At 28.4% G+C, this 24,864-nt stretch carries 19 protein-coding genes; all 19 read left to right on the forward strand.

Annotated elements, in window-relative coordinates:
• Positions 1–34 precede the first annotated feature (34 nt).
• The 19 genes from VJY38_RS13375 (at position 35) to trxA (ending at position 24,560) form a co-directional block, all read left to right on the forward strand.
• Positions 35–1,498, forward strand: coding sequence for an SLBB domain-containing protein (locus VJY38_RS13375; RefSeq protein WP_353681227.1), 1,464 nt, complete (start codon positions 35–37; stop codon positions 1,496–1,498).
• A gap of 9 nt (positions 1,499–1,507) precedes the next feature.
• A complete protein-coding gene (locus tag VJY38_RS13380; protein WP_353681228.1) occupies positions 1,508–2,731 on the forward strand; it encodes a GumC family protein in 1,224 nt (407 codons plus the stop codon).
• A 38-nt stretch (positions 2,732–2,769) separates the two neighbouring features.
• Entirely contained in the window at positions 2,770–4,206 is a 1,437-nt protein-coding gene (locus tag VJY38_RS13385; protein ID WP_353681229.1) for an oligosaccharide flippase family protein, read from the forward strand.
• Positions 4,203–5,462 (forward strand): O-antigen polymerase, encoded by a 1,260-nt coding sequence (locus VJY38_RS13390; RefSeq protein ID WP_353681230.1) that lies wholly within the window; start codon positions 4,203–4,205, stop codon positions 5,460–5,462. The genes VJY38_RS13385 and VJY38_RS13390 overlap by 4 nt, the downstream gene beginning before the upstream one ends.
• The gene (locus VJY38_RS13395; RefSeq protein ID WP_353681231.1) at positions 5,459–6,682 is read left to right on the forward strand and encodes a glycosyltransferase family 4 protein; all 1,224 of its coding nucleotides are present in this window, start codon (positions 5,459–5,461) and stop codon (positions 6,680–6,682) included. The genes VJY38_RS13390 and VJY38_RS13395 overlap by 4 nt, the downstream gene beginning before the upstream one ends.
• A gap of 16 nt (positions 6,683–6,698) precedes the next feature.
• Positions 6,699–7,490, forward strand: a complete 792-nt coding sequence (locus VJY38_RS13400) for a glycosyltransferase family 2 protein (protein ID WP_353681232.1) — start codon at positions 6,699–6,701, stop codon at positions 7,488–7,490.
• A 356-nt stretch (positions 7,491–7,846) separates the two neighbouring features.
• On the forward strand, positions 7,847–8,689 hold the full coding sequence (locus VJY38_RS13405) for a glycosyltransferase (protein ID WP_353681233.1): 843 nt from the start codon (positions 7,847–7,849) through the stop codon (positions 8,687–8,689).
• A gap of 4 nt (positions 8,690–8,693) precedes the next feature.
• A complete protein-coding gene (lhgO, locus tag VJY38_RS13410; protein ID WP_353681234.1) occupies positions 8,694–9,887 on the forward strand; it encodes an L-2-hydroxyglutarate oxidase in 1,194 nt (397 codons plus the stop codon).
• Between the two features lie 12 nt (positions 9,888–9,899).
• Positions 9,900–11,309, forward strand: a complete 1,410-nt coding sequence (locus tag VJY38_RS13415) for a sugar transferase (protein ID WP_353681235.1) — start codon at positions 9,900–9,902, stop codon at positions 11,307–11,309.
• The gene (locus VJY38_RS13420; RefSeq protein ID WP_353681236.1) at positions 11,302–12,030 is read left to right on the forward strand and encodes a polyprenol monophosphomannose synthase; all 729 of its coding nucleotides are present in this window, start codon (positions 11,302–11,304) and stop codon (positions 12,028–12,030) included. Before VJY38_RS13415 ends, VJY38_RS13420 begins: the two co-directional genes overlap by 8 nt.
• Before the next feature lies 1 nt (position 12,031).
• Positions 12,032–14,023 carry a glycosyltransferase gene (locus VJY38_RS13425; protein WP_353681237.1) on the forward strand — a complete coding sequence of 664 codons (1,992 nt, stop codon included), beginning with the start codon at positions 12,032–12,034 and terminating at the stop codon, positions 14,021–14,023.
• A 2-nt stretch (positions 14,024–14,025) separates the two neighbouring features.
• Positions 14,026–14,976 (forward strand): acetyl-CoA carboxylase carboxyltransferase subunit alpha, encoded by a 951-nt coding sequence (locus VJY38_RS13430; protein ID WP_353681238.1) that lies wholly within the window; start codon positions 14,026–14,028, stop codon positions 14,974–14,976.
• A gap of 83 nt (positions 14,977–15,059) precedes the next feature.
• Entirely contained in the window at positions 15,060–15,470 is a 411-nt protein-coding gene (locus VJY38_RS13435) for an acyl-CoA thioesterase (protein WP_353681239.1), read from the forward strand.
• Between the two features lie 81 nt (positions 15,471–15,551).
• Positions 15,552–17,003, forward strand: coding sequence for a lipopolysaccharide biosynthesis protein (locus tag VJY38_RS13440; protein WP_353681240.1), 1,452 nt, complete (start codon positions 15,552–15,554; stop codon positions 17,001–17,003).
• Between the two features lie 3 nt (positions 17,004–17,006).
• Entirely contained in the window at positions 17,007–17,777 is a 771-nt protein-coding gene (gene dut / locus VJY38_RS13445) for a dUTP diphosphatase (RefSeq protein ID WP_353681241.1), read from the forward strand.
• 640 nt (positions 17,778–18,417) lie between these two features.
• Positions 18,418–21,873: a DNA polymerase III subunit alpha gene (gene dnaE, locus VJY38_RS13450; RefSeq protein WP_353681242.1), complete on the forward strand. Its 3,456-nt coding sequence runs from the start codon at positions 18,418–18,420 to the stop codon at positions 21,871–21,873.
• Positions 21,874–22,156: 283 nt separating this feature from the next.
• Entirely contained in the window at positions 22,157–22,984 is an 828-nt protein-coding gene (locus VJY38_RS13455; RefSeq protein ID WP_353681243.1) for an enoyl-ACP reductase FabI, read from the forward strand.
• Positions 22,985–22,999: 15 nt separating this feature from the next.
• Positions 23,000–24,145, forward strand: coding sequence for an acyl-CoA dehydrogenase family protein (locus tag VJY38_RS13460; protein WP_353681244.1), 1,146 nt, complete (start codon positions 23,000–23,002; stop codon positions 24,143–24,145).
• A 94-nt stretch (positions 24,146–24,239) separates the two neighbouring features.
• Positions 24,240–24,560 carry a thioredoxin gene (gene trxA / locus VJY38_RS13465; RefSeq protein ID WP_353681245.1) on the forward strand — a complete coding sequence of 107 codons (321 nt, stop codon included), beginning with the start codon at positions 24,240–24,242 and terminating at the stop codon, positions 24,558–24,560.
• Positions 24,561–24,864: the final 304 nt, after the last annotated feature.

Below are 24,864 nucleotides of genomic sequence, written 5' to 3' on the forward strand. Positions count from 1 at the left end.
TAATTAATTAACTCAGAATAATCTAAAGATGAAAATGAGATTCATAAAATTTTTTATTTATTTCTTTGTGTATCTAATAAGTTATAATTTGTTTGCTCAGGATATTGAACAAACAACTTCAAAAACTCTTCAAACATCTGTAATGCAACCAATTACTGTTACTGTTGGGGGAAATTTTGTAGTAACTGGTTCATTTACAGCTTTTAGAACACAGAGATTAGATCATTTCATAACCAGTTTATATAACCAAGCTCAAGAAATATCATTAGGAGCTGTAAATAAACCTGAAATTATAAAACAAATAAAAAAAGAATTACAAAAATATCCATTAAGAGATATTTTACTTAAGCGAGCAGATGGGACACAAATAAAAATTGATTTACTTAAGTTCAGACTCACAGGAGATTTTAAATATAATCCATATCTAATGAATGATGATGTTATAATATTTCCATCATATGATGAAAAGAAAAATATAGTTGAAATATCTGGAGCTGTTAATAAACCAACACAATTTCAATTTGTAGAAGGTGATAAACTTTCTGATGCAATTTTATTTGCTGGTGGAATTAATAAAGCATATGATAATGTCACAGAAGCTGAAATATCAAGAATAAAAGAGAATGGCAAAGCAGAAGAAATAATTCGCGTAAAAATTAGTGATGATGTACCTTTACAAAGAGGTGATAGAATTACAATACTTTTTAATGAAAATAATAAAACCATCTTTAAGGTTTTAGTACTTGGAGAAGTAAATAGACCAGGATATGTTTATATCACAAAGAATAATACAACAATTAGAGAAGTAATAGAGAAAGCAGGAGGTTTTACATACGATGCAGATTTAAAAAGAGCTGAGATATTAAAAGGAACAGATGAATCCCAAATAATGAAAATGAAAGCAATAAGAGATGCTTACGAAGCCGATACATCATTTACTACTTTACCTTTAGTTCTTAAAACTGTTGACGAACTAAAAAGTGAAGAAATAAAAATGTTACGTAGTGCAAATGTTACTACTGAAGAATTTCAATATTCTTTTGTATATGATAATTCATTAAGATTTATTGAAAACAAGAGTATTATCGATTTTACAAAAATATTTTCAGATTCTGCTAAGGATGGAAATTATATAGTAAATGATGGTGATATAATAATTATTCCTAAAAAACAGAATTTAGTTTATGTATTTGGTCAGGTTGTTAATCCAGGTTTTTATTTATATGATTCTACAAAAACATGGAAAGATTATATTAATGAAGCTGGCGGCGTTACACAGACTGCAAAAAATGGTAAACAAACTCAAATTATAAAAGGGACAAATAGAACATGGTTTAATGCAGAAGATACAATAAAAATAGAACCAGGTGATTTTATTTATGTTCCGAAAGATTTACCTCGAGATCTTTCGTATTATATTCAAAACATAGGAGCTGTATCGGGAATTGTTACAGCTTTAATTTCTATTACATTTTTAATAATTCAAGCAACAAAATAGAAAATAATTATGGATCAAAAACAAGAAACTTATGTTGGCAGAACATTTATAGAGTTTTTAACTGTTGTTATTAAGTATAGGTGGTTTTTATTCTGGTTTGTGTTTACAATAACAGCTGGAGCAACTTTATACGCGCTTTTAGCGCCTAAATGGTATAAAGCAACTGCTTCTGTTTTCCCAGCAGAAAAAACAGATTTACTATCAACACTTTCTGGATTATCAAGTTTAGCTAAAGGATTTTCTGCAAGTAAAGGATTAGCAGCTTTGACTGGTGCAAACACTGAAGCAGATAGATATATTGCTATTTTAAAAAGTGCAACAATTACAGATGACGTAATTAAGAAATTTGATTTACGTAAAGAATATGAAATGGAAGATGATTACTATGAAAAGGTTGTTAAAAAATGGCAATCAAATTTAGAATTAGAAATCCAGGATGAAGGAAATTTAACAATTACTGTTTATGATAAGAATCCACAAAAAGCTGCTGATATTGCTAATTATCTTGTTGAAAGACTAAATGAAATCAATACAAAACTAAGTGTGACCAATGCGAAGGCTAATAGAGAATTTGTTGAAAAGAGATATTTACAAAACATAGCTGATATAAATAATCTTGAAAGTGCAATGAAACAATTTCAGGAAAAATATGGAGTAATAGCAATCCCAGAACAAATAGAAGCAACAGTAAAATCTATGTCAAGCATATACTTGGATTTATATAAAAAAGAAATAGAATTTAATGTAATGCAACAAACTTATGGAAAAGATCATCCACTTGTTGCAAATACTAAAATAGAAATGAATGAATTGAGGAAAAAAATTAATCAACTTAATGCAGGTACAGATATATCTCAAAAGGATGTTAAATTACTTATTCCATTTAAAGAAGCTCCTCAATTAGCAAATGAATATTTAAAGATTTATCGTAATCTGGAAATTCAATATAAGATTCTTGAATTTATACAGCCATTATATGAACAGGCAAAAGTAGAAGAAGCAAGGAATACCCCATCTGTTATAGTACTGGATAAAGCAGGACCAGCTGAAAGAAAGGCAAAACCAAAAATTTCAATTTATGCTAGCATTGCATTCATTATTTCATTATTCCTAGGTCTTGTAATTGTTTTTACATTAGAACTTTTGAATAGATTAAAGGTTGCAGATAATAGTAAGTACAACTTCATCGTAAATGAATTTAAAAAAGATCTTAAGAAGTTCAGTAAGAAATAGTTTAAAATCCCTCTTAATTAAGAACTTGATTGTAATTTATGACCGTAATCAAAAAGTTAAGGAATAATTCTTTCCTATCATTTTTATCAATTCTTTCAAGGCTTATTCCTAATTTTTTAATCTTTTTATTTGTAGCTAGAATTTATCGTCCGTACGAATTTGGAATGTTCTCGTATGCACATACTTTATCTAATACATTTCTTCTTATTGCTGATTTTGGTTTTGATGTGTTACTTACTACTGAAATTGCCAAAAACAAAAATCGTGTTTCTGAAATTGTCTCTGAATATTTAATATCGAAAATTGTATTTGTTATTGTTGCAATAATCTCAATGTCTACGTTTATATTTTTGAAAAGTGATAGTATAAGTGAAATTATACTTGGCTTTGTGTTTTTAATTTATATGGTATTCAATTCATTTTCGAACTTTATGATTTCAATAATTAAGGGACTCGAGAAATTTCATTATGAAACTACGATTTCAGTGATAATGAACCTTTCTTTGTTGTTACTTTCTTTTATTTTTATTTATACAACTAAAAATATTTTTTTAGTTGGATTGGCTTATGGAATATCAAGATTATTTGCAATTATATCGAGTAAAAAATTTATAAGAAAAGAAGTTGCTATAAAATTTGTAAAATTCAATAAGAATGATTTTATAGTAGCCATAAAAAAAAATATTGTATTTGGAAGTTTAGTTATATTAAATAATTTACTTTATCAGCTTGATACTTTATTTCTTGGAGTATTAAAAGACAATTATAATGTTGGGATTTATCAATCTGTTAAAAATTTGATGTTTATTCCTTTTATAATTCCGGGAATAATATACAATTCATTTTTACCTACAATGTCAAGGTTGTTTAAAGAAAATAATTACGAATGGTTTTCATCAACAAAGTTATTTTTCAAACTTACAATAATTTTAAGTATGATTATTTCTGTTATCAGCTTTTCTTATCCAGAAGAAATAATTCACTTTTTTTATAGCAATAAAAATTATAACGAATCAATAATTGTTCTTAAAGTTGCTGCTTTTGTGATGTTTCTAAGAATAATTTCAGATTTTTTTGGAGTAATGTTAATTACAACTGAAAAATTTAAAAAACATATTTTCACTTCATCTTTGGGAATTTTAATAAGTATAATTTTATTTTACGTATTGATACCAAAATACAATGCACTTGGAACAATGTTATCTTATTTGATAATGATAATTGTTGTACTGATTATGTTTATTAAACCAAATTATAATATCTTTCTAAAAAAAATACTTGACGCAAGATTTCTATTTGTTGTACTTTATTATTTGACGATTATATTATTATTCAATTTTCATAAAATGGATTTTGTTATAGGCATTACATTCATATTAATTTCATTTTCACTGATTTTAATGTTTATTTTTTATGATAAAGTTGAATTTAATTTATTCAAAAGAAATATATTGTTTTTAGGAAAAAGTAAATGAGTGTGGTATCTATAATATGTTTTGTATTATTTTTTCTGATCTTATTGTTAGCAAGAAAAAAAGATTTCTTTTCTCCAGCTAAAGTATTTACATTAGTTTGGTTTTTAGCAATTGGCTTAACTGATTTAAAACTTAGTCGATTACAAATAACTTGGAGTGGATTAGCATGGTTTTCTCTCCTTCTGGCAGTATTTTCATTTTTATTGGGTGTTTATATTGTATATGTTTTATTTTTTAACAAAAATATATTAAAAATTAATGATGTGAGATTAATATTTACAAAATCAGAAATTAATGAAAATTTATTATACATAATAATTATTACGCTTTTTATTTTTTATTCCATATCATACATTATTACTTATCTAATTAGAGGTTTCGTTCCCATATTTACTAGAATGCCAGAAATAGCAAGAACAAAATGGGGCATTTTTGGGATTGGTTCTTTTGTTTATACCATACCTGCTATATTGTACTTATCATTAATACATGTTTTCATTTCAAAAACTAATATTATGAGAAAGTTTATTATATTCTCAATAATGCTAATTTCATTTATTACTTATGTTTTTCTTTTGAATCGATTTTATTTATTACTGCCAATTGCTCTATTTGTAATTTTACTTTATTACAAAACTAACCGACTGCGTCCAAGAAATATTTTAATTGTTCTTATAATTTTTTCAATAATCTTTTTTGAAATTTCGAATTTAAGATTAAGCCGATATGCAATTAACATTCTTTATTATTTAAGTGAAATGAAGTTTGGAAAAGAATATGCAATTTTAACAGAACCTTATATGTATATATCAATGAACTTAGAGAATTTTGCAAATGCTATTGGTAAGTTAGATTTTCATACTTATGGTTATTTTGTTTTTGACTTTTTATTGAAACCAATTGGTTTGAAGGATTTAATTTCTGAATATGTTCATATAGAAGAATTTCCACACATTATAAATCGTGCTTACAACACATATACAATGTTTTTTATTTATTATCGTGATTTTGGTTTTGTTGGACTTTTTGTCATCCCTTTGTTATTTGGAGCTTTAGTTTCATACATATACTATAAAATGCGATTGAATCCAACAATTTATAACATTTCGTTTTATGGAATGTTAATTTTTGTTGTAGCTTTTTCTTTCTTTGTACCAATTCTTCATTGGATTCATTATGTCTTTAATTTAATACTAATTTATATAACGACTTATTTCATAACCAATAAGAAATTTATTATAAAGGGGGATAATTGAACGTATTACATATTCATGAATTTGACATTGGAGGTGGAGCCGAAACAGTATTTAATATTACTAGAAAAAATATTTTTATTGAAAACAATTATTCAGGTTTCATAAGTAAAAATAATTTAAATAAATCCGATATTGATTTTAAATCTTACGAAAAATATAACTTTATGCTTAAACCATTTTTATATGTATTTTCAATTAATAATTTTATTAAATTAAATAAATTTTTAAGAAATAATAACATTGATATAATTCATATACATGGATTTATTGGGTCACTCTCATCTTCTATTTTACTTGCCATAAGATTACATAAAAAAAGAAAAAAAATTAAAATTGTTCAAACATTACATGATTTTCATATATCTTGCCCAAACTCATTATTATTTAATTTTAAAAAAGAAGTTATCTGCGAAAAATGTTTAGGGAAAAAAATTAAGTTAAAAATGTTAACAACTTCATGCGAAAGGAGAGGTTATTTTTATACTTTACTTAAAGCTATTAGAAGTTTTGTCGCAAATAATATATTAAATCATAAAAAAATAATTGATAAGTTTATTGCTCCAAGCAATTTAATGAAGCAAAAATTAATAGAAGATAACATAGATGAAGAAAAAATATTTTTATTAAGAAATCCTATTAAATTAAATGAAATTAAATATGAAAAAAAATCTGATATAATTACTTATTATGGAAGAATTTCCAAAGAAAAAAATATCTATTTTATTTTAGATGCTTTTAATGAATGGAAAATAAAATCTAATAATAATTTTAAATTGTTCATAATTGGTGATGGTGATGAAAAAGTTAATATTCAAAAGTATGCGAACAATTTAAAGTCTAATAAAGATATTATTTTTTATGATTTCAAAGGAGAAAAAGAATTGTTTGATATATTAAAAGATGTAAAGTATTTGTTTATGGCTTCAAAACTTTATGAAAATGCACCGATGACTTTGCTTGAAGCAATATCATTAAATATTTTACCGATTGTTCCAGACCTTGGTGGTATGAAGGAGACCGTTAAGGATGTTTTTCAATTTGGTAAAATTTATGAGAAGAATAATATTGAATCATTCATTAAAAAAATTGAAGAATTGGAATCTGAATACTCATTAGAATTAGATAAATTGATTAAAAGAAAAGCTTTTCTTTTAGAAAATTTTGGTATTGAAGCATATTACAAAAATTTATTTAATCTTTATAACGAGTTATCGAATTAAAATCAAGATATATATAATGATTGAAGTATCAATAGTTATTATTACATGGAATGCAAAAAAATTTTTAAAGAGACTCTTAGAATCCATTAAGAAATATTCATCGGGTTTTACATATGAAATTATTATTGTTGATAATAATTCAACTGATGGGACAATTGAATATCTAAATGAGAATCACTCCGATATAAAACTAATAAGAAATAAAAAAAATCTTGGTGTTGCTAAGGCAAGAAATATTGGTATGAAAGAAACTATTGGTAAGTATGTTCTTATTTTAGATGTTGATATGGAGTTAATTGAAAATTCTATTAAAAAGATGCTTGACTTTATGAATTCTAATCTGGATATAGGTTTGGTTGGCTCAAAACTTGTTTACTCAAATGGAGAACTTCAGTATTCTTGTAAAAATTTCCCAAATATTTTATCTCTGCTTGCAAGACGACTGGATTCAATAGAGCTTATTAAAAATTCTAAAGTATTGAAAAATCATTTAATGTCAGATTGGGATCATAATGAAATAAGAGAAGTTGATTATTTAATTGGTGCGTGTCAATTTATTCGTAGAGAAGTTATTGAAGAAATAGGTTTTTATGATGATACTATATTTTATGGCCCTGAAGATATTGATTATTGTATTCGTGTTTGGAGAGCAAATTGGAAAGTAGTTTATTTCCCATTAACAACAATTATTCACTTTGAACAAAGAATAACTAAAACAACATTTTTTTCTAAAATTACCATGAAACATTTTCTTGGAATTTTGTATTTATTTAGAAAATATAGATGGAAATTATCAAGATATGTGTAGAAAAAAATAGATGGGTTTAATTATTGGGAAAAATCAATAATTTTTTTTGTTTTAATATGATCAGGTTAATTTTATTATAATTATTTTGCAATAAGAAAATTAGGTGTAAAAATTATGATGTGTTTTTATATTCATTAAATGAATCATTTCTAGAAAGAGCTTTACCATCTTCATTAAAGAGTTATTGTAAAGAAATAAAAGTTCAAAAAATTGGTTTTAATAAAATTTTTAAAAACTTATTGAAAAATTTATTTTATAAAAAACCTTTTCAGGTCAGTTATTATTATTTCAATAGAATTCAAAAGGATGTTTTATTAGAAATAAATAGATTTCAGCCGGATGTCATAATATGCCAAATGATTAGAACTTCTGAATACCTGAAAAATTATAATATGGCTCCCAAAATTTTAGATTATGTTGATTTACTTTCTGAAGGTTTAAAGAGAAGAATTCCTAATTCGAATTTCTTTTTTAAATGGTTATTAAAGATTGAATATAAACGAGTACTTAATTACGAAAAGGAGATAAGAAATTATTTTGATAAATTAGTCATTATTTCTGAAGAAGATAAAAAATATTTCTGTAAATCTGATGATCCTAAAATAAACGTAATTGAGAATGGGGTTGATATAGATTATTTTCATCCTAAAACAGCAGAAAAAGAATTCGATATTTTTTTTAATGGTAACCTGAGTTATCCTCCAAATATTGATGCCACTCAATTTATAGTAAATAAAATTTATCCAGAATTAAAAAAAATTAAGCCCGATATTAGAATTTTAATTGCAGGAGCGAATCCTAAAAAGAAATTATTTAAACTATCCAATAAGAATATTGTAATAAAGGGATGGATTGAGGATGTACGTGAGTATTACTGGAAATCAAAAATTTTTATTGCCCCAATGCAAATAGGAACAGGATTACAAAATAAATTACTTCAAGCAATGGCTATGCGTATTCCATGTGTTGCGTCAGAACTTACAGTAAAAGGTTTATCTTATGGTGCTGAAAATGTTGTCTTAGTTGCAAAAACTCCTTCTGATTATGCTAATTTAATAATTAAGTTATTAGATGATGATAATTTTAGAGAGGATGTAGCAAGAAGGGGATATGAGTTTATTCAAAAGAACTATAAGTGGGAAAATGTAATTCAAAAACTCGAAAATATAATTCAAGAAACAATAAACAATAAAAAATAAATTTATGTTTGATATTATCATTATCGGCGCGGGAATTGTTGGACTTGCTTCTGCATTAAAAATTCTTGAAAAAAATCCTCACCTTAAATTATTAATTCTTGAAAAAGAAAATGACATTTCTAAACATCAAACAGGAAATAATAGCGGTGTAATTCATTCAGGTATTTATTATAAACCAGGAAGCTTAAAAGCGATCAACTGTACTCTTGGTTATAAAATGTTAATAGATTTTTGTGACAAATACGAAATCAATTATAAAATTACTGGAAAGATTATTGTTGCAAAAAATGAAAACGAACTTCCTATTTTGAATTCAATTTATGACCGTGGAATTAAAAATGGTCTTACCGGTTTACAAAAACTAAATAAAAACCAGATAAAAAATTATGAACCTTATGCTGATGGCATCGAAGCTATTTATGTGCCTCAAACTGGTATTGTAGATTTTTTCCAGGTAGCAAAAAAATATCTTGAAATAATTCTTAAACACAATGCTCAAATTAAATTTAATAATGAAGTTAAAGAGATAAAAATAAAAAATGATATTTGTGAAGTAATTACTAATAACGATACTTTTCAATCAAAATTTGTTGTTACCTGTGCAGGATTATATTCAGATAGAATTGCAAAATTAACTCATAAAAATCTTCCTTTGAGAATAATTCCATTTCGTGGTGAGTATTATAAAATTAAAGAAGAGAAAAAATATCTTGTCAATTCTTTAATTTATCCTGTACCAAATCCCGAGTTTCCATTTTTAGGAGTTCATTTTACCAGAATGATTAATGGTGATGTTGAAGCTGGTCCAAATGCAGTCCTGGCTTTTAAGAGAGAAGGTTATAAAAAAACGAGTTTTAATTTTCGAGATACAATTGATACTTTTACATGGAAAGGATTTTATAGTATTGTAAAAAAATACTGGAAAGTTGGTTTGTACGAATATTATCGCTCATATAGTAAAAATGCATTTACTAAAGCATTACAAAATCTAATACCAGAGATTAATGAAAATGATTTGATTGAATCTGGAGCAGGTGTTAGAGCCCAGGCTTGTGATATAAATGGAAACTTGCTTGATGATTTTTATTTTGTCGAAGATAAAAAAGTTATTCATGTTTGTAATGCTCCCTCGCCAGCTGCAACTGCTTCTTTATCAATTGGTGATAATATTGCGAATAAAGTACTACAGCATTTCTAATTTTTCTTTGAGGTGAAATTGAGTAAAAAAACAGAAAAAATATTCTTACTTATTACAGATTTTGTAACAATTAATTTTTCCTGGTTTTTGTTTTTTTATCTACGTGTTAATACAGGCTGGTTCGAATTAATTTCTCAACCCGATTTCTTTCTTCCAATGTTAGCAATTTACTTTTACTGGTTGATAATTTTTACTCTCGTTGGAATGTATAGAACATGGTTTGCTCAATCTCGATTTGATGAAATCTCCACTCTTTTTAAAACAACATTTGTAGGTATTTTTATTCTTTTGTTTTTAATTCTTTATGATGATTATAGAACTGGTATTGCAACTCCTTTTCGATTTTTCATTTTTGTTTACTGGATTATCTTTTTTGTTATAGTAAGTGCTGGAAGAATTCTTATTAGAAGTATTCAGCGAAATCTACTCATAAAAGGTTTTGGAAGAAGAAAAGCTGTTATTGTAGGATTTAATTCTAGAGCACAGGAAATTTATGAGATGCTCGAAAATCATAAAGGATTGGGACTTGATGTGGTTGGCTTTGTTTCTGTAATGAATAAAAATGTTGATAAAGATTACAATGGTGTTAAAGTTCTTGATACAGCAGACAATCTCGAGAAAGTAATTGATACTTATGAAATCAAAGATGTTATAATATCAGTTGAAAGACATCATGAAGATCTTATACTTGATTTGATATCAAAATGTGATGGAAAAAATGTTGAAATAAAAATTGTTCCAGACCTTTATGATATTATTAGTGGTCAGGTTAAAACTTCTCAAATTTATGGAATCCCTCTCATCGATATTATGCCAGAATTAATGCCTGAGTGGGAAAAGAAATTAAAAAGATTGATGGATATAGTTCTTTCTCTTATTATGTTGATTGTAACTTCTCCAATAATATTACTTGCTGCTTTAGCAATTAAACTTGATAGTGAAGGACCGGTATTTTATAAGCAAGAACGAATGGGAATGAATGGGAAAATTTTTAAGATAATTAAGTTCCGTACAATGATAAAAGATGCTGAAAAACATACAGGACCCGTCTGGTCTTCTAAAGATGACCCGAGAGTAACAAGAGTCGGAAAAATTTTACGTAAAATAAGATTCGATGAAATTCCGCAGGCAATTAATATTCTTAAAGGTGATATGAGTTTTGTAGGTCCGCGTCCAGAAAGACCATATTTTGTTGAACAACTTTCAAAAGAGATTCCACTTTATAAAAGAAGATTGAAAGTTCGTCCAGGATTAACGGGCTGGGCTCAAGTCAAACATAAATATGACGAAACTATTGACGATGTAAAAATAAAATTACGCTATGATTTATTTTATATTGAAAACATGAGTCTTCGACTGGATTTTAAAATAATTTTTAGAACAATTTTTGTTGTATTATTCGGGAAGGGACATTATGACTAATTCATTAAAAACACTAATCATAATTCCAACTTATAACGAACTGGATAATATTCAGGAACTAATTCCTAACATACTCGAAAAGTATCCAGATGTAAATATTTTGATTGTTGATGATAACTCTCCAGATGGCACAGCAAATTATGTTGATGAATTAAGTAAAAAAGATTCTCGTGTAAAACTGATAAAACGCGAAAAGAAACTTGGACTTGGAACAGCATATGTCGAAGGATTTAAATATATGCTAAACAATGGATACGATGTGGCAATTCAAATGGATGCAGATTATTCTCACGATCCAAAAGAAATAAAAAATTTTTTAAAAAAGATTAAAGATTATGATGTTGTTATAGGAAGTAGATACATTAATGGTGTTCGTGTAATTAACTGGCCAATCAGGAGATTATTACTAAGTTATTTTGCTAACCTTTACACAAGAATTATTACAGGAATGCCTATTAAAGATGCTACAGGAGGATTTAAATGCTTTAGAAGAAAAGTTCTCGAATCTATAAATCTGGATAATATTCATTCGAATGGTTACTCATTTCAAATAGAAATGAATTTTATTGCATGGAAGAAAAAATTTAAGATAACAGAAATTCCAATTGTTTTTGTTGAAAGAACTCAGGGTTCATCGAAAATGTCAAAAAAAATTGTTTATGAAGCAATCTTTATGGTATGGAAATTACGTTTAAGAGGTTTATTAGGATTTTATAAATAATATGATTGACCTTTCAATTATCATAGTAAATTATAATGTAAAAGAATTTTTATTGAATCTGCTGGATTCAATAAAGAAAGCTATTGATAAAATTACGGTAGAAATAATTGTGGTAGATAATGCTTCTGACGATGGAAGTGTTGATGTATTAAAAGAAAAATTTCCAGAAGTTAAATTAATTATAAACGAAAAAAATATTGGATTTGGAGCCGCTAATAATCTTGCTCTTAAAGAAGCTAAAGGCAAATATTTTTTACTCCTTAATCCAGATACAATTATTCGTGAAGATACATTAACAAAGATGATAGAATTTTTTGAAACTCATCCCGATTGTGGAATTGCTGGTTGCAAAGTTTTAAATCCTGATGGAACACTTCAACTTGCCTGTAGAAGAGGTTTCCCTGGTCCCTGGACTTCTTTTACTAAAGTTATGGGATTAAGTAAGTTGTTTCCTAAAAGCCGACTTTTTGCTAAATATAATTTAACATATCTCGACGAAAATCAAACTTATGAAGTTGATGCTGTAAGTGGTGCATTTTTGATGATGCGAAGAGAAGTATATGAAAAAATTGGTGGATTTGATTCTCAGTTTTTTATGTATGGTGAAGATCTCGATTTGTGCTATCGTGCTCAGAAGGCAAATTATAAAGTTTATTATGTTCATTCCACAGAAATAATTCACTATAAAGGAGAGAGTACAAAAAGAAGTAAAATAGATGAAACAAAACTTTTTTACGATGCAATGCATCTTTTTGTGAAAAAACATTTTTCATCTTCATTCATAGTAGAAGGAATTTTGCAGCTGGCAATTCTATTTCGCAAATTAATAGCTTTTGCTTATGTATATAAGCTTGCAATTGTTAGTATTTTATTGGATTTTATTTTCTTTAGTAGCTCAGTATTACTTGCAGAAAGATTATATGCAAATGAACACTGGAGAGGATTTCCTTCTTTTGTAATTCCCTGGGTTTATTTTTTGCCAGCACTTTTACAAATATTTATATCAATATTATCAGGTACCTATCAAAAAAATGCAATTTCTGTTTTACGCAGTTTAATTTCACTTTTTTATGGTTTTATTGTTTTATCTGCATTAACATATTTTCTTAAGCAATTTGCATTCAGTCGTGCCGTTGTATTGATTACATATATTTTAGCTGTGATATTGTTTTCTATGTGGAGAATTTTTGTGAAAGTAGTTTTTAGACTTGGTTTGATAAGTGAATCTCGAAAAGCTAAGACATTAATTGTAGGTAATAACATAAAAGCCAATGAACTTGCAGTAAAATTAAAATCAAATATTACTTCACTATATCAGGTTATTGGATTTGTTGGATTAAGTCGAAAGGAAATAGGCGAAAAAATAGGTAATTATAAAATATTAGGCTCTTTAGAAAATATTAAAAAACTAATAACTGATGAAAAAGTTGAAAGAGTAATATTCTTTTCTAATGATATATCTTTCGAGCAAATTTTTGCTGTTGTATCTGAATGTCAGGGTTTAAATGTTGAATTTATGGTAGCAGGAAAAGAGCTTGATTATCTTGTTGGTAAATCTGCAATTACAATGCTTGATGATATACCACTATTAAAAGTTCAATATAATATTTCTTCTTTTGGTCATAAAATTACAAAATTAATTTTTGATTACAGTTTGAGTTTAATCTTAATTTTACTTTTGGTTTATCCTTTAATATTTTTACTTCATAAGTTCAGTCATAAAAAGAATGATTTTGTTAATTTTATTTTACAGATACCAGAAATATTAAATGGTAAAAAAAGTTTTGTTGGTCCACTCAAAAATTCTTATTATGGTGAATTATTTGTAGGTAAAATTGGGCTTACTGGTTTATGGTATGTAGAAAATATTTTATCTAATGACGAAGAAGAAATTAAAGCACTTGATATTTTTTATGCCAAGAATCAAAACATCTGGCTGGATTTAGAAATTCTCGGAAGAACATTTGCAAAAATGATACTTAAAATGGAGTAAAAATGGCTAAAAACACACTGGATTTTGAAAAACCAATTATTGAACTGGAAAATAAAATCGAAGAAATGCGTAAATATGAGGGTCATCTTGATATTTCAAATGAAATAAAAACACTTGAGGAGAAAGTCATTCAACTTAAAAAAAGTATTTATGAAAATCTTACACGCTGGCAGCGTGTACAACTTGCACGCCATCCCGAAAGACCATATACACTTGATTATATTTATATGATGACCGAAGATTTTATTGAACTTCATGGCGATCGTCTTTTTAGAGACGATCATGCAATTGTAGGTGGCTTTGCAAAATTAGATGAATATAAAGTAATGATTATTGGTCATCAAAAAGGGAGAGATACAAAATCTAATCTATACAGAAATTTTGGAATGCCAAATCCAGAGGGATATAGAAAAGCATTGAGATTAATGAAACTTGCTGAAAAATTTAATAAACCTGTTATCACAATGCTCGATACACCTGGTGCTTATCCTGGTCTCGAAGCAGAACAACGTGGACAGGCAGAAGCTATTGCAAGAAATCTTCTGGAAATGAGTAGATTAAAAGTTCCAATTATCGTAGTTATTATTGGTGAAGGTGCAAGCGGTGGAGCACTCGGTATTGGTGTGGGCGATAGAATATTAATGCTTCAAAATACATGGTATTCTGTAATTAGTCCCGAATCATGTTCGAGCATTTTATGGAGAAGCTGGGATTATAAAGAACAGGCAGCCGAAGCTCTTAAACTTACTGCAGATGATTTACTTCAACAGGGAATAATTGATAGAATAGTTCCTGAACCACTTGGTGGAGCTCACAAAGATCATCAGGGCATGGCTAATACATTAAAAGCAATCCTGAAAGAAGAATTGGCAGCATTAATTAAAATTAAACCAGAAAAACTTGTTCAAAATCGTCTTGAGAAATTTGGTAAAATGGGTGTTTATATTGAGTAAGTAGAAATTCAAATCATCATTCAAAGTGATTAAATAATGCTAAATCTTTTCAGATGAATTTAATTATAAATCGTTACTGATAAATGCTCACTCACAAAACTGAAATTCGTGTTAGATATGCTGACACAGATAAAATGCAATTTGTATACAATGGAAAATATCTTGAATATTTTGAAGTAGGGAGAACAGAACTTTTAAGATTTACTGGTTTATCGTATGCAGAACTGGAACGTAATGGATATCAATTGCCTTTAATCGAAGCGAATGTAAAATATAAAAGTCCAGCATTTTATGACGATATTCTTGAAATCGAAGCAATAGTTAAAGAATTATATTCACCAAAAGTACATATCGAATATGTAATTAGAAGAAAATCTACAAATGAGCTTATAGCAGAAGGATTTACAACTCATATTTTTATTAAATCCGATACTAAAAAGGCTGTTCGTCCACCACAGATTTATATTGATGCACTAAAAAAATATTTTGTGTGAATTATAAGTTTAATGTTCAATAAGCATAATAAATTAATTCTATTTATTACATCGAAATCTTAAAGCATAAATTTCCATACAATGTTTGATAAGATAAAAGAACTAACAAAAGATACGATTATATATGGAGTAAGCACCATAATTGGCAGGTTTCTAAATTTTCTTCTTGTTCCATTTTATACAAATGTATTTACACCAGCCGAAGTTGGTATTTATTCGAATATATATGCCTATATAGCATTTCTTAATATTATTTTTATTTATGGAATGGATGCAGCTTTTATGAAATATAGTTCAGTTGCTCCAGCCGATAAAAAGAAAGTTGCATATTCTACTGCTTTTTTGTGTGTTACATTTTCTTCTTTGATACTTTCAATTATCTTATTTTTTCTGAGAAAATTTTTTGTTGAATTAATAGAAATCCCCCAGCATTATTTTTATTTATATTATTATCTGATACTAATCATTCTTATTGATACACTTGCAATTGTTCCCTATGCAAATCTTCGTTTACAAAGAAAATCACTCAAGTTTACTTTTATTAGACTTAGTAACATATTCTTAAATATTCTATTGAATTTTATTCTTGTCCTGAAATTCAAAATGGGGATAGAGGCTATTTTAATTGCAAATCTTTCTGCATCTTTATTTTCACTGGTAATTTTATCATTTGATATAATTAAAAATTTTGTACTTAAAATCGATAAAGAATTTTTAAAACCAATGTTGAAATTTGCTATACCATATTTACCTGCAAGTTTAGCAGCAACTGTAGTTCAGGTTATCGATAGACCAATTGTACTTGCACTTACTAACGAAGAGACTCTTGGGATTTATCAGGCAAATTATAAACTTGGAATATTTATGATGTTAATAGTTCAGATGTTTCAATTTGCCTGGCAACCATTTTTACTTACAACTGCTAAAGAAGAAAATGCAAAGGAGATTTTTTCTAAAGTTCTTACACTTTTTTTGATTGCAACTTCGGTTGTCTGGATAATTCTTTCTTTGTTTATTGATGATGTGGCTAAAATAAAATTTTTTGGAAATGTAAGTCTAATTGGCTACAAATTCTGGGATGGTTTATCAATTGTTCCAATAATTTTATTAGCTTATTTGTTTAATGGATTATATGTGAATTTTCAGGCAGGATTATATATTGAAGAGAAGACAAAATATTTTCCTGTTGTTACTGGAACAGCTGCATTAGTAAATGTAGTTTTTAACTTATTGTTGATTCCATCACTTGGAATTATGGGAGCTGCACTTGCAACACTGGCAAGTTATTTAGTTATGGCTACTACTTTATTTTTATTCTCTCAAAAAGTTTATAAAATTAATTATGAATACGAAAGAATATTAAAAATATTATCACTCATTTTAGTAACTTGTATCGTATATTATATATTTTATTATAATGGTTTGCTTACCATAGCAATAAAATTAGTTTTATTAATAACATTTTTTATGCTTCTATTTATATTAAAAATTATTGACAGGAAATTTTTAAATAAGATTATAAAAGTGTTTTAAAAGATGATTAAAGGAATTAAACCACAAAATATTATTTCATTACTTAAAGAGTATGATAGAATAAATAAAACTATCAAAGACAAATGGATTATTATTGGTACCTGGTTATCGATAATTTCACTTGTTATTATTATTTCTTTTGTATTGTTCGAAATTTCAAAATTGGGAAGTTTCGGAAAAATTTTACTTCCATTACTTTTAGTAATTCTTATCTGGGAAATTAATTTGTTATCAAAAAATTATTTTGATAAAAAACTTTTTATAATTTTATCTGCATTGCTCGATAAAGATGAAAATTTAGACAGGAAAGAATTTAATCTTACAAAAATTGATTTAAAGGTTAAAAGAATATCTGATAACTTTAAAGATATTCCTTTACCAGAATATGCAACCGATGGTAGCAGTGGTCTGGATATAAGAGCAGCTATCGATAATGAACTTATAATTCAAAGTGGAAGTTTTGCATTAATACCAACGAATTTAAAAGTTGAGATCCCAGAAGGATATGAAATTCAGGTTAGGCCCCGTAGTGGACTGGCAGCAAAACACGGGATTGGTTTATTGAATTCACCTGGTACAATTGATTCAGATTATCGTGGTGAAATAAAAATTATATTATTCAATTTTGGTAATGAAGATTTTGTTGTAAGACGTGGTGATAGAATTGCTCAACTTGTTCTTTCAAAGATTTATAAAGCAGAATTAATTGAGTCAGAGGAAATTAACGAAAGCAAACGTAACGAAGGGGGTTTTGGTCATACAGGATTAAATTAAGGAAATAGAACACAGATGACACAGATTGGACAGATGACTACAAGATTATTATCAGTGAAAATCGAGTCTCATCAGTGTCATCAGTGTTCAAAAAATAATTTAATGATTGCACGCAGATAACACAGATTTGGACAGATGACCACAAGATTATCAGTGAGAATCGAGTCTTATCAGTGTCATCGGTGTTTAAAAAATAATTTAATGATTGCACACAGATGACACAGATTGTACAGATGACCACAAGATTATTATCAGCGAGAATCGAGTCTTATCAGTGTCATCAGTGTTCAAAAAGTAATTTAATGATTGCACACAGATGACACAGATTGTACAGATGACCACAAGATTATTATCAGCGAGAATCGAGTCTTATCAGTGTCATCAGTGTTCAAAAAATAATTTAATGATTGCACGCAGATAACACAGATTGGACAGATGACCACAGATGAAAAATCAGTGAGAATCGAGTCTCATCAGTGTCATCAGTGTTCAAAAATAATTTAATGATTGCACACAGATGACACAGATTAGACAGATGACCACAGGATTATCAGTGAGAATCGAGTCTCATCAGTGTCATCAGTGTTCAATCAATTTTTTATATTTTTTCATTCAAAGTGGAAAAAAGAGTTAAACAAAAATGTCAGATTTTATTCATTTACATAATCATTCTCACTATAGTTTACAGGATGCAGCATGCACGGTTGAAGATTTAGTTTTAGCTGCTAAAAAAAATGATATGCATGCTGTTGCTCTAACTGATCATGGTGTAATGTTTGGTGTGTTACAATTTTATAAAAAAGCTAAAGCTGAAGGTATTAAACCAATAATTGGAATGGAAGCTTATGTAGACTTTGAGAAAAGTAGATTTGATAAAGTTACTGATACAGAAAATGGAAAACGTAAATCGAAACATTATAGTCATCTTCTTCTACTTGCAAAAAATGAAATTGGATATAAAAATTTAATGAAGATCTCGACTATTGGGCACACAGAAGGTTTTTATTATAAGCCCAGAATTGATCTTGAAGTATTAACGAAATATAAAGAAGGTTTAATCTGTACTTCAGCATGTCCTGCAGGACCAATTTCAACTTATTTAATTAATGATAATTGGGCAAAGGCAAAAGAAATAGCGATTAGTTTAAAAGAATTATTTGGTGATGATTTTTATCTTGAAATTCAGGACCATGGAATGGATATAGAAAAACCAATTTTAGCAGGAATGCCAAAACTTGCAAAAGAACTTAATATTAAACTTGTTGCAACCAATGATATTCATTATATAGAAAAAGATCATTCAATTGCTCATAATATTCTGTTATTGCTTGGCGATAAATCTGGAACTGCTGATTATCATGAACTGAGATATGGAACTGATCAGATTTATTTTAAATCTGCAGAAGAGATGAAAAAAATTTTCAAGAATTATAAAGGAGCAATTGAAAACACATTAGAAATAGAAGAGAAAATTAATTTAACACTCGATCTTAAAGGTCATCATTTCCCTATCTTTCCATTACCAGATAATACTAAATCACTTGAAGAATACCTGATTCAATTAACATATGAAAGATTGGAAAAGCGATTCAAAAAAATTACACCTGAAATTGAAGAGCGTTTAAAATATGAATTAGATGTAATTAATAAGATGGGATATGCTGGCTACTTTCTCATAGTTCAGGATTTTATCAATGCATCAAAGAAAAAAGGAATTCCTGTTGGACCAGGAAGAGGGAGTGCTGCAGGAAGTTTAGTGGCTTATGTTCTCGGGATTACAAATGTAAATCCACTCGAATACAATCTTTTGTTCGAAAGATTTTTAAATCCTGCTAGAAAATCGATGCCAGATATTGATGTTGACTTTGCAGATGATAAACGAGAAGAAGTTATTAATTATGTTAAAGAAAAATATGGTGAAAATTCTGTTGCACAAATTATTACATTTAATAGATTATCATCCCGTCAGGTAATTCGTGATGTAGCTCGTGTTCTGAAGATTCCTATTCCACAGGTCGATAATATTACAAAATGGATACCTTCAAAATTTGGTCGTGTCTATACAATTGATCAGGCACTCGAAGAAGTTCCAGAGTTGCAATGGGTTAAAAAATCTGAAGATCCGCTTATTAAAGATCTTATAAAGTATGCTCGATTACTGGAAGGTTTAAATCGAAATGCATCGAAACATGCAGCAGGAGTTGTAATAACACCAGGTGATGTTAGCGATTTTGTCCCGCTTGCTATTTATGGTGATCAGGGAGAAACTGCTACTGTTACACAGTTTAATATGAAAGATCTTGAAGAGGTAGGAATTCTTAAAATGGATTTTCTTGGACTGGATACTCTATCAATAATTCGAGATACAATTGAACTGGTAAAAGAAACAAGAGGCGAAATAATTGATATAGAAAATATTCCAGTCGATGATCCCAAAACTTATGAGCTTTTTGCTAAAGGACAGACTACAGCAGTATTTCAGTTTGAATCTGCTCCAATGAAAGAATATTTAAAAAGATTGAAACCTACAAGTATTAAAGATCTTGCTGCAATGAATGCTCTTTATCGTCCTGGTCCAATGGAATTTATTGATGATTTCATAGCACGCAAGCATGGTAAAAAAGAAATTACATATTTACATCCTGTACTCGAACCAATACTAAAAGAAACATATGGAATAATTGTTTATCAGGAACAGGTTATTCAAATTGCTAATAAAGTTGCAGGAATGAGTTTAGCAGAAGCAGATCTTTTAAGAAGAGCAATGGGCAAAAAAGATCTGAAAGCAATGCAAGAACAAAGAGAAAAATTTATTAAAGGTGCACAACAAAATAATATTGATCCACAAATTGCAGGTGAAATTTTTGATGCTATAGATAAATTTGCTAATTATGGATTTAATAAAAGTCATGCTGTTGCTTATAGTATTCTTGCATATCAAACAGCATATCTCAAAGCTCATTATCTCGAAGAATTTTTAGCAGCAAATCTTAGTAATAAATATGATAATACAGATAAAGTTACTGTATTACTCGAAGAATGTAGAAAAATGGGCGTAAAAGTAATGCCCCCAGATATCAATAATCCAACCGTTAAATTTCAGGTCAAAGATAAAAAAATAATTTTTGGTATGGCAGCAATTAAAAATGTAGGCATTCAGGCTGTTGAAGAGATTAAAAGAGCACATAAAGAGTTAGGAAGAGATTTTAAGAGTATATATGACTTTTGTGCAAATGTCGATACACGAATTGTTAACAAACGTGCACTCGAAGGTTTAGTCTTGGCAGGTGCTCTGGATTCTTGTGGTGGAACAAGAGCACAAAATTTTGCTGCAATTGAAGAAGCACTCGAAATTGGAAGTAAGATAAAGCTTGCTAAAGAATCTCACGCTAATAGTTTATTTGCAACATATTCAGATGATTTTCAATATGAAGAACCTTCTCTTCCAGAAGTTAGACAGTGGGATACACGAGAAAGACTCGCTAAGGAAAGAGAAGTTTTAGGATTTTATCTGAGTGATCATCCACTAAGAAAATATGAAATTGAATATAATTCTTTCGCAACTGTTCATCTCGGAGAATCTGAAACTTATAAATATGATGAAATGGTGAGAGCCTGCGGTGTTATTACAGATGTTAGTCTTAAAATTGATAAGTCTGGTAAACAAATGGCATTTTTTAAACTGGATGATTTTACAGGTTCATGTGAATGTTTGATGTTCTCTAAAATATTTAAAGATTATGGTCATCTTATAACACTTGAATCAACAGTTATGGTAAAAGGCAGACTTGAAAGTAGTGGCGATGCAGTTAAACTTCATGTAGAAGAAGCTTATCCTTTGAATGAAACCAGAAATAAATTCACAAAAAGATTGGGACTGATTTTAGATCCAGCATTACACAATTCAGAATTGGTTGAAGAACTCCAGAAGTTATTGCAGATGTATGAAGGAAATATTCCTGTTTTATTGTGTGTTAAAGAAAATGGTACAGTAAGAGAATTTACTGTTGATTATCGTGTCAAGCTGGATGATGATTTTATTGAAAGATTGAAAAATCTTCTTGGTTATGAAAACATTCTCTTTTTTACAACATAAGCATTTGTATAATTTGATGTATTATTGAATTTTATGATAAGTAGTTTTTGATGACTTTTGTTAATAATAATCAGAAAAAATATTTTAATAATTTGTTGTGTAGAAAAATTATTAAGCAGATTTATGTGCTTATAGCAAATTTAGTGATGAAATAATTATAAGAACATCGATGGTTATAAGATGTAAAAGAATTTAAAAATCCAATTCAATCTAATCTAACCGTTTGATTTGTTTTTTCTATTTCTTAAGTTTGCACCACACTTAATTAAAAAGGGGAATATTAATGGAAAAAAAATGGGCATTAATTTTAGGAGCTTCAAGCGGTTTTGGAGGAGCATCAGCAATTGAACTTTCAAAACATGGTTATAGCATTTTTGGAGTTCATCTTGACCGTCAAGCTACCATGCCTCAGGTTAATCAAATTATAAAAAAAATCGAAAAAAATGGTCAGCAAGCAATTTATTTCAATATAAATGCTGCAGATCAAATTAAAATAAATGATACACTTGATGAAATAAAAGAAAGATTTGCTGCAGCCAAAGATAATTCAAAAGTAAATGTACTTATTCATTCTTTAGCGTTTGGTACATTAAAACCATTCATATCAAAAAATCCAGAAGAATGTGTTACTCCAGCACAAATGACGATGACACTTGATGTGATGGCACATTCGTTAGTTTATTGGACACAGGGCTTATTTTTTAGAAATTTACTTGCAGAAGGTGGAAGAATATTTGCACTCACAAGTGCAGGTTCTCATACAGTAATTCCTAATTATGGTGCAGTTTCTGCAGCTAAAGCAGCACTCGAAGCTCATATAAGACAATTAGCAGTAGAACTTGGTCCAATGCGAGTTACATGTAATGCTATAATGGCTGGAGTTACAGATACACCTGCAGGCAGAAAAATTCCAATGTTTGATAAGATGTTACATGCAGCACAATTCAAAAATCCACAGGGAAGACTAACAACTCCAGAAGATATCGCAAAAGCTATTGTGGCTCTTTGCGACGAAAAGTGTGACTGGATATCTGGAAATGTTATTGGAGTGGATGGAGGCGAATACATTGTTAATTTTATAGGAGAGAAAGCTCACCTCGCATTCAAATAAATCGGGAATAAATTAATGCATGAATTTACCTTTACTGAAGAACAAAAAATGTTACGCGAAACAGTTCGCGATTTTGTCAACAATGAAATTAAACCTATCGCATCTAAAATTGATGCCGAAGAAAAAATTCCAGATGATTTAATTAAAAAATTAGCAGAACTTGGATTTCTTGGAGTTGCTTTTCCAGAAGAATATGGTGGTGGTGGTTTCGGTGAAATTGGTTATTGTATAATGCAGGAAGAAATTGCAAGAGGATGTTTATCAACTGCAACTTTCATAGGTGCACATCAATCAATCGGTGCTAATGCAATTTATATTGGAGGTAATGAAGAACAAAAAAAGAAATATCTGACACCCCTTGCTAAAGGAGAAAAAATTGGAGCTTTCTGCTTAACAGAAGCACAAGCAGGCTCAGATTCATTTAATGTTAAAACCAGAGCAGAACTTGATGGTGATTATTGGGTAATTAATGGCGAAAAATTATGGATAACTAATGGTGGAATTGCAGATATCCTTACAGTCTTTGCAAGAACTTCTAAAGGAATAAGTGCTTTTATTGTAGAATCAAATACACCTGGTTTTCATGCCGGACCTCCAGAAAAGAAAATGGGTATTAAAGGAAGTACTACTAATGCATTGACATTTGAAAATGTTCGAGTTCCAAAAGAAAATTTACTTGGAAAAGAAGGACGGGGTTTTTTACTCGCAATGAAAACTCTTGATGCAGGTAGGTTAGGTCTTGGTGCTGCCTGTCTTGGAGCTTCTAAAGAACTTTTAGAGCTTTCAACACGTTATGCTAAACAAAGAAAACAATTTGATCAAACTATATCAAGTTTTCAGGCAATTCAATTTATGCTTGCAGAAATGGCAACGATGATTTATACTATGGAATCAATTGTTTATAGAACTGCTGTTGATTATGATCTGGGTAAAGATATTTCATATCAATCTGCTATTGTAAAATTATATTGTTCAGAAGCACTTGATAAAATTGTAGATTATGCAGTTCAAATACACGGTGGAATGGGTTATTCACGAGAATTACCAATTGAAAGATTTTATCGCGATTCGAGAATTAATAGAATATTTGAAGGTACAAACGAAATTCAAAAAGGTATCATTGCTAGAGAAGTGATAAAAAAGAATGGTGTATTGATTTAATACTTTATTTAAGTAAAATAATTTGTCATTTTAGAAATTTTATGAAATAATTTATTAAATTAATTTGTAAATTAGATAGGAGATAAGAATAGATATGAAGCCATTTACGTTTACTGATAGCAATTTTGATACAGAAGCACTTCAATCAGATATTCCAGTTATTGTAGATTTTTGGGCTGCATGGTGTGGACCATGTAGAATGATTGCACCGATTATAGAAGACCTATCAGAAGAATATGAAGGAAAAATAAAAGTAGGGAAACTTGATGTTGATGAAAATCAGCAGACAGCCATTCGGTATGGAGTAAGAAGTATTCCCACAGTTTTATTTATTAAAAATGGAGAAGTAAAAGATACTATAATTGGAGCTGTTCCTAAAAGTGTATTTATAGAAAAAATTCAAAAACTGTTGTAATATCTTTTATCAAAAAAGAATTTGAGTGTTTTTTTCTTTTTTCTACTTGACAAAGCGAATTAGTGATATTATTTTTTTATTGAAAATGAAAAGATTTTGAATAATGTTAATAAACATAAAAATTATAATGTTATATTTTCTGAAGCTAACAAATAGAGAGATTGAGTGGCTGTATGAAGGGCATTTATGTTAAAGAATTATTTTTTTATTCTATGTTTATCCCAACAACAGAATTTAATAATAATTCAAAAAAAAATAATTAATTACAATATCTCACAAAGATAGGAGGTAATTATTGTACTTT

The organism is Rosettibacter firmus (assembly GCF_036860695.1).
In the GTDB taxonomy this organism is placed as follows: domain Bacteria; phylum Bacteroidota; class Ignavibacteria; order Ignavibacteriales; family Melioribacteraceae; genus Rosettibacter; species Rosettibacter firmus.

Excerpts from the sequence above, each read along its gene's own strand:
- VJY38_RS13375 (WP_353681227.1), top strand. The coding sequence starts at position 35 with ATGAGATTCATAAAATTTTTTATTTATTTCTTTGTGTATCTAATAAGT.
- VJY38_RS13380 (WP_353681228.1), top strand. The coding sequence starts at position 1,508 with ATGGATCAAAAACAAGAAACTTATGTTGGCAGAACATTTATAGAGTTT.
- VJY38_RS13385 (WP_353681229.1), top strand. The coding sequence starts at position 2,770 with ATGACCGTAATCAAAAAGTTAAGGAATAATTCTTTCCTATCATTTTTA.
- VJY38_RS13390 (WP_353681230.1), top strand. The coding sequence starts at position 4,203 with ATGAGTGTGGTATCTATAATATGTTTTGTATTATTTTTTCTGATCTTA.
- VJY38_RS13400 (WP_353681232.1), top strand. The coding sequence starts at position 6,699 with ATGATTGAAGTATCAATAGTTATTATTACATGGAATGCAAAAAAATTT.
- VJY38_RS13405 (WP_353681233.1), top strand. The coding sequence starts at position 7,847 with ATGATTAGAACTTCTGAATACCTGAAAAATTATAATATGGCTCCCAAA.
- lhgO (WP_353681234.1), top strand. The coding sequence starts at position 8,694 with ATGTTTGATATTATCATTATCGGCGCGGGAATTGTTGGACTTGCTTCT.
- VJY38_RS13420 (WP_353681236.1), top strand. The coding sequence starts at position 11,302 with ATGACTAATTCATTAAAAACACTAATCATAATTCCAACTTATAACGAA.
- VJY38_RS13425 (WP_353681237.1), top strand. The coding sequence starts at position 12,032 with ATGATTGACCTTTCAATTATCATAGTAAATTATAATGTAAAAGAATTT.
- VJY38_RS13430 (WP_353681238.1), top strand. The coding sequence starts at position 14,026 with ATGGCTAAAAACACACTGGATTTTGAAAAACCAATTATTGAACTGGAA.
- VJY38_RS13435 (WP_353681239.1), top strand. The coding sequence starts at position 15,060 with ATGCTCACTCACAAAACTGAAATTCGTGTTAGATATGCTGACACAGAT.
- VJY38_RS13440 (WP_353681240.1), top strand. The coding sequence starts at position 15,552 with ATGTTTGATAAGATAAAAGAACTAACAAAAGATACGATTATATATGGA.
- dut (WP_353681241.1), top strand. The coding sequence starts at position 17,007 with ATGATTAAAGGAATTAAACCACAAAATATTATTTCATTACTTAAAGAG.
- dnaE (WP_353681242.1), top strand. The coding sequence starts at position 18,418 with ATGTCAGATTTTATTCATTTACATAATCATTCTCACTATAGTTTACAG.
- VJY38_RS13455 (WP_353681243.1), top strand. The coding sequence starts at position 22,157 with ATGGAAAAAAAATGGGCATTAATTTTAGGAGCTTCAAGCGGTTTTGGA.
- VJY38_RS13460 (WP_353681244.1), top strand. The coding sequence starts at position 23,000 with ATGCATGAATTTACCTTTACTGAAGAACAAAAAATGTTACGCGAAACA.
- trxA (WP_353681245.1), top strand. The coding sequence starts at position 24,240 with ATGAAGCCATTTACGTTTACTGATAGCAATTTTGATACAGAAGCACTT.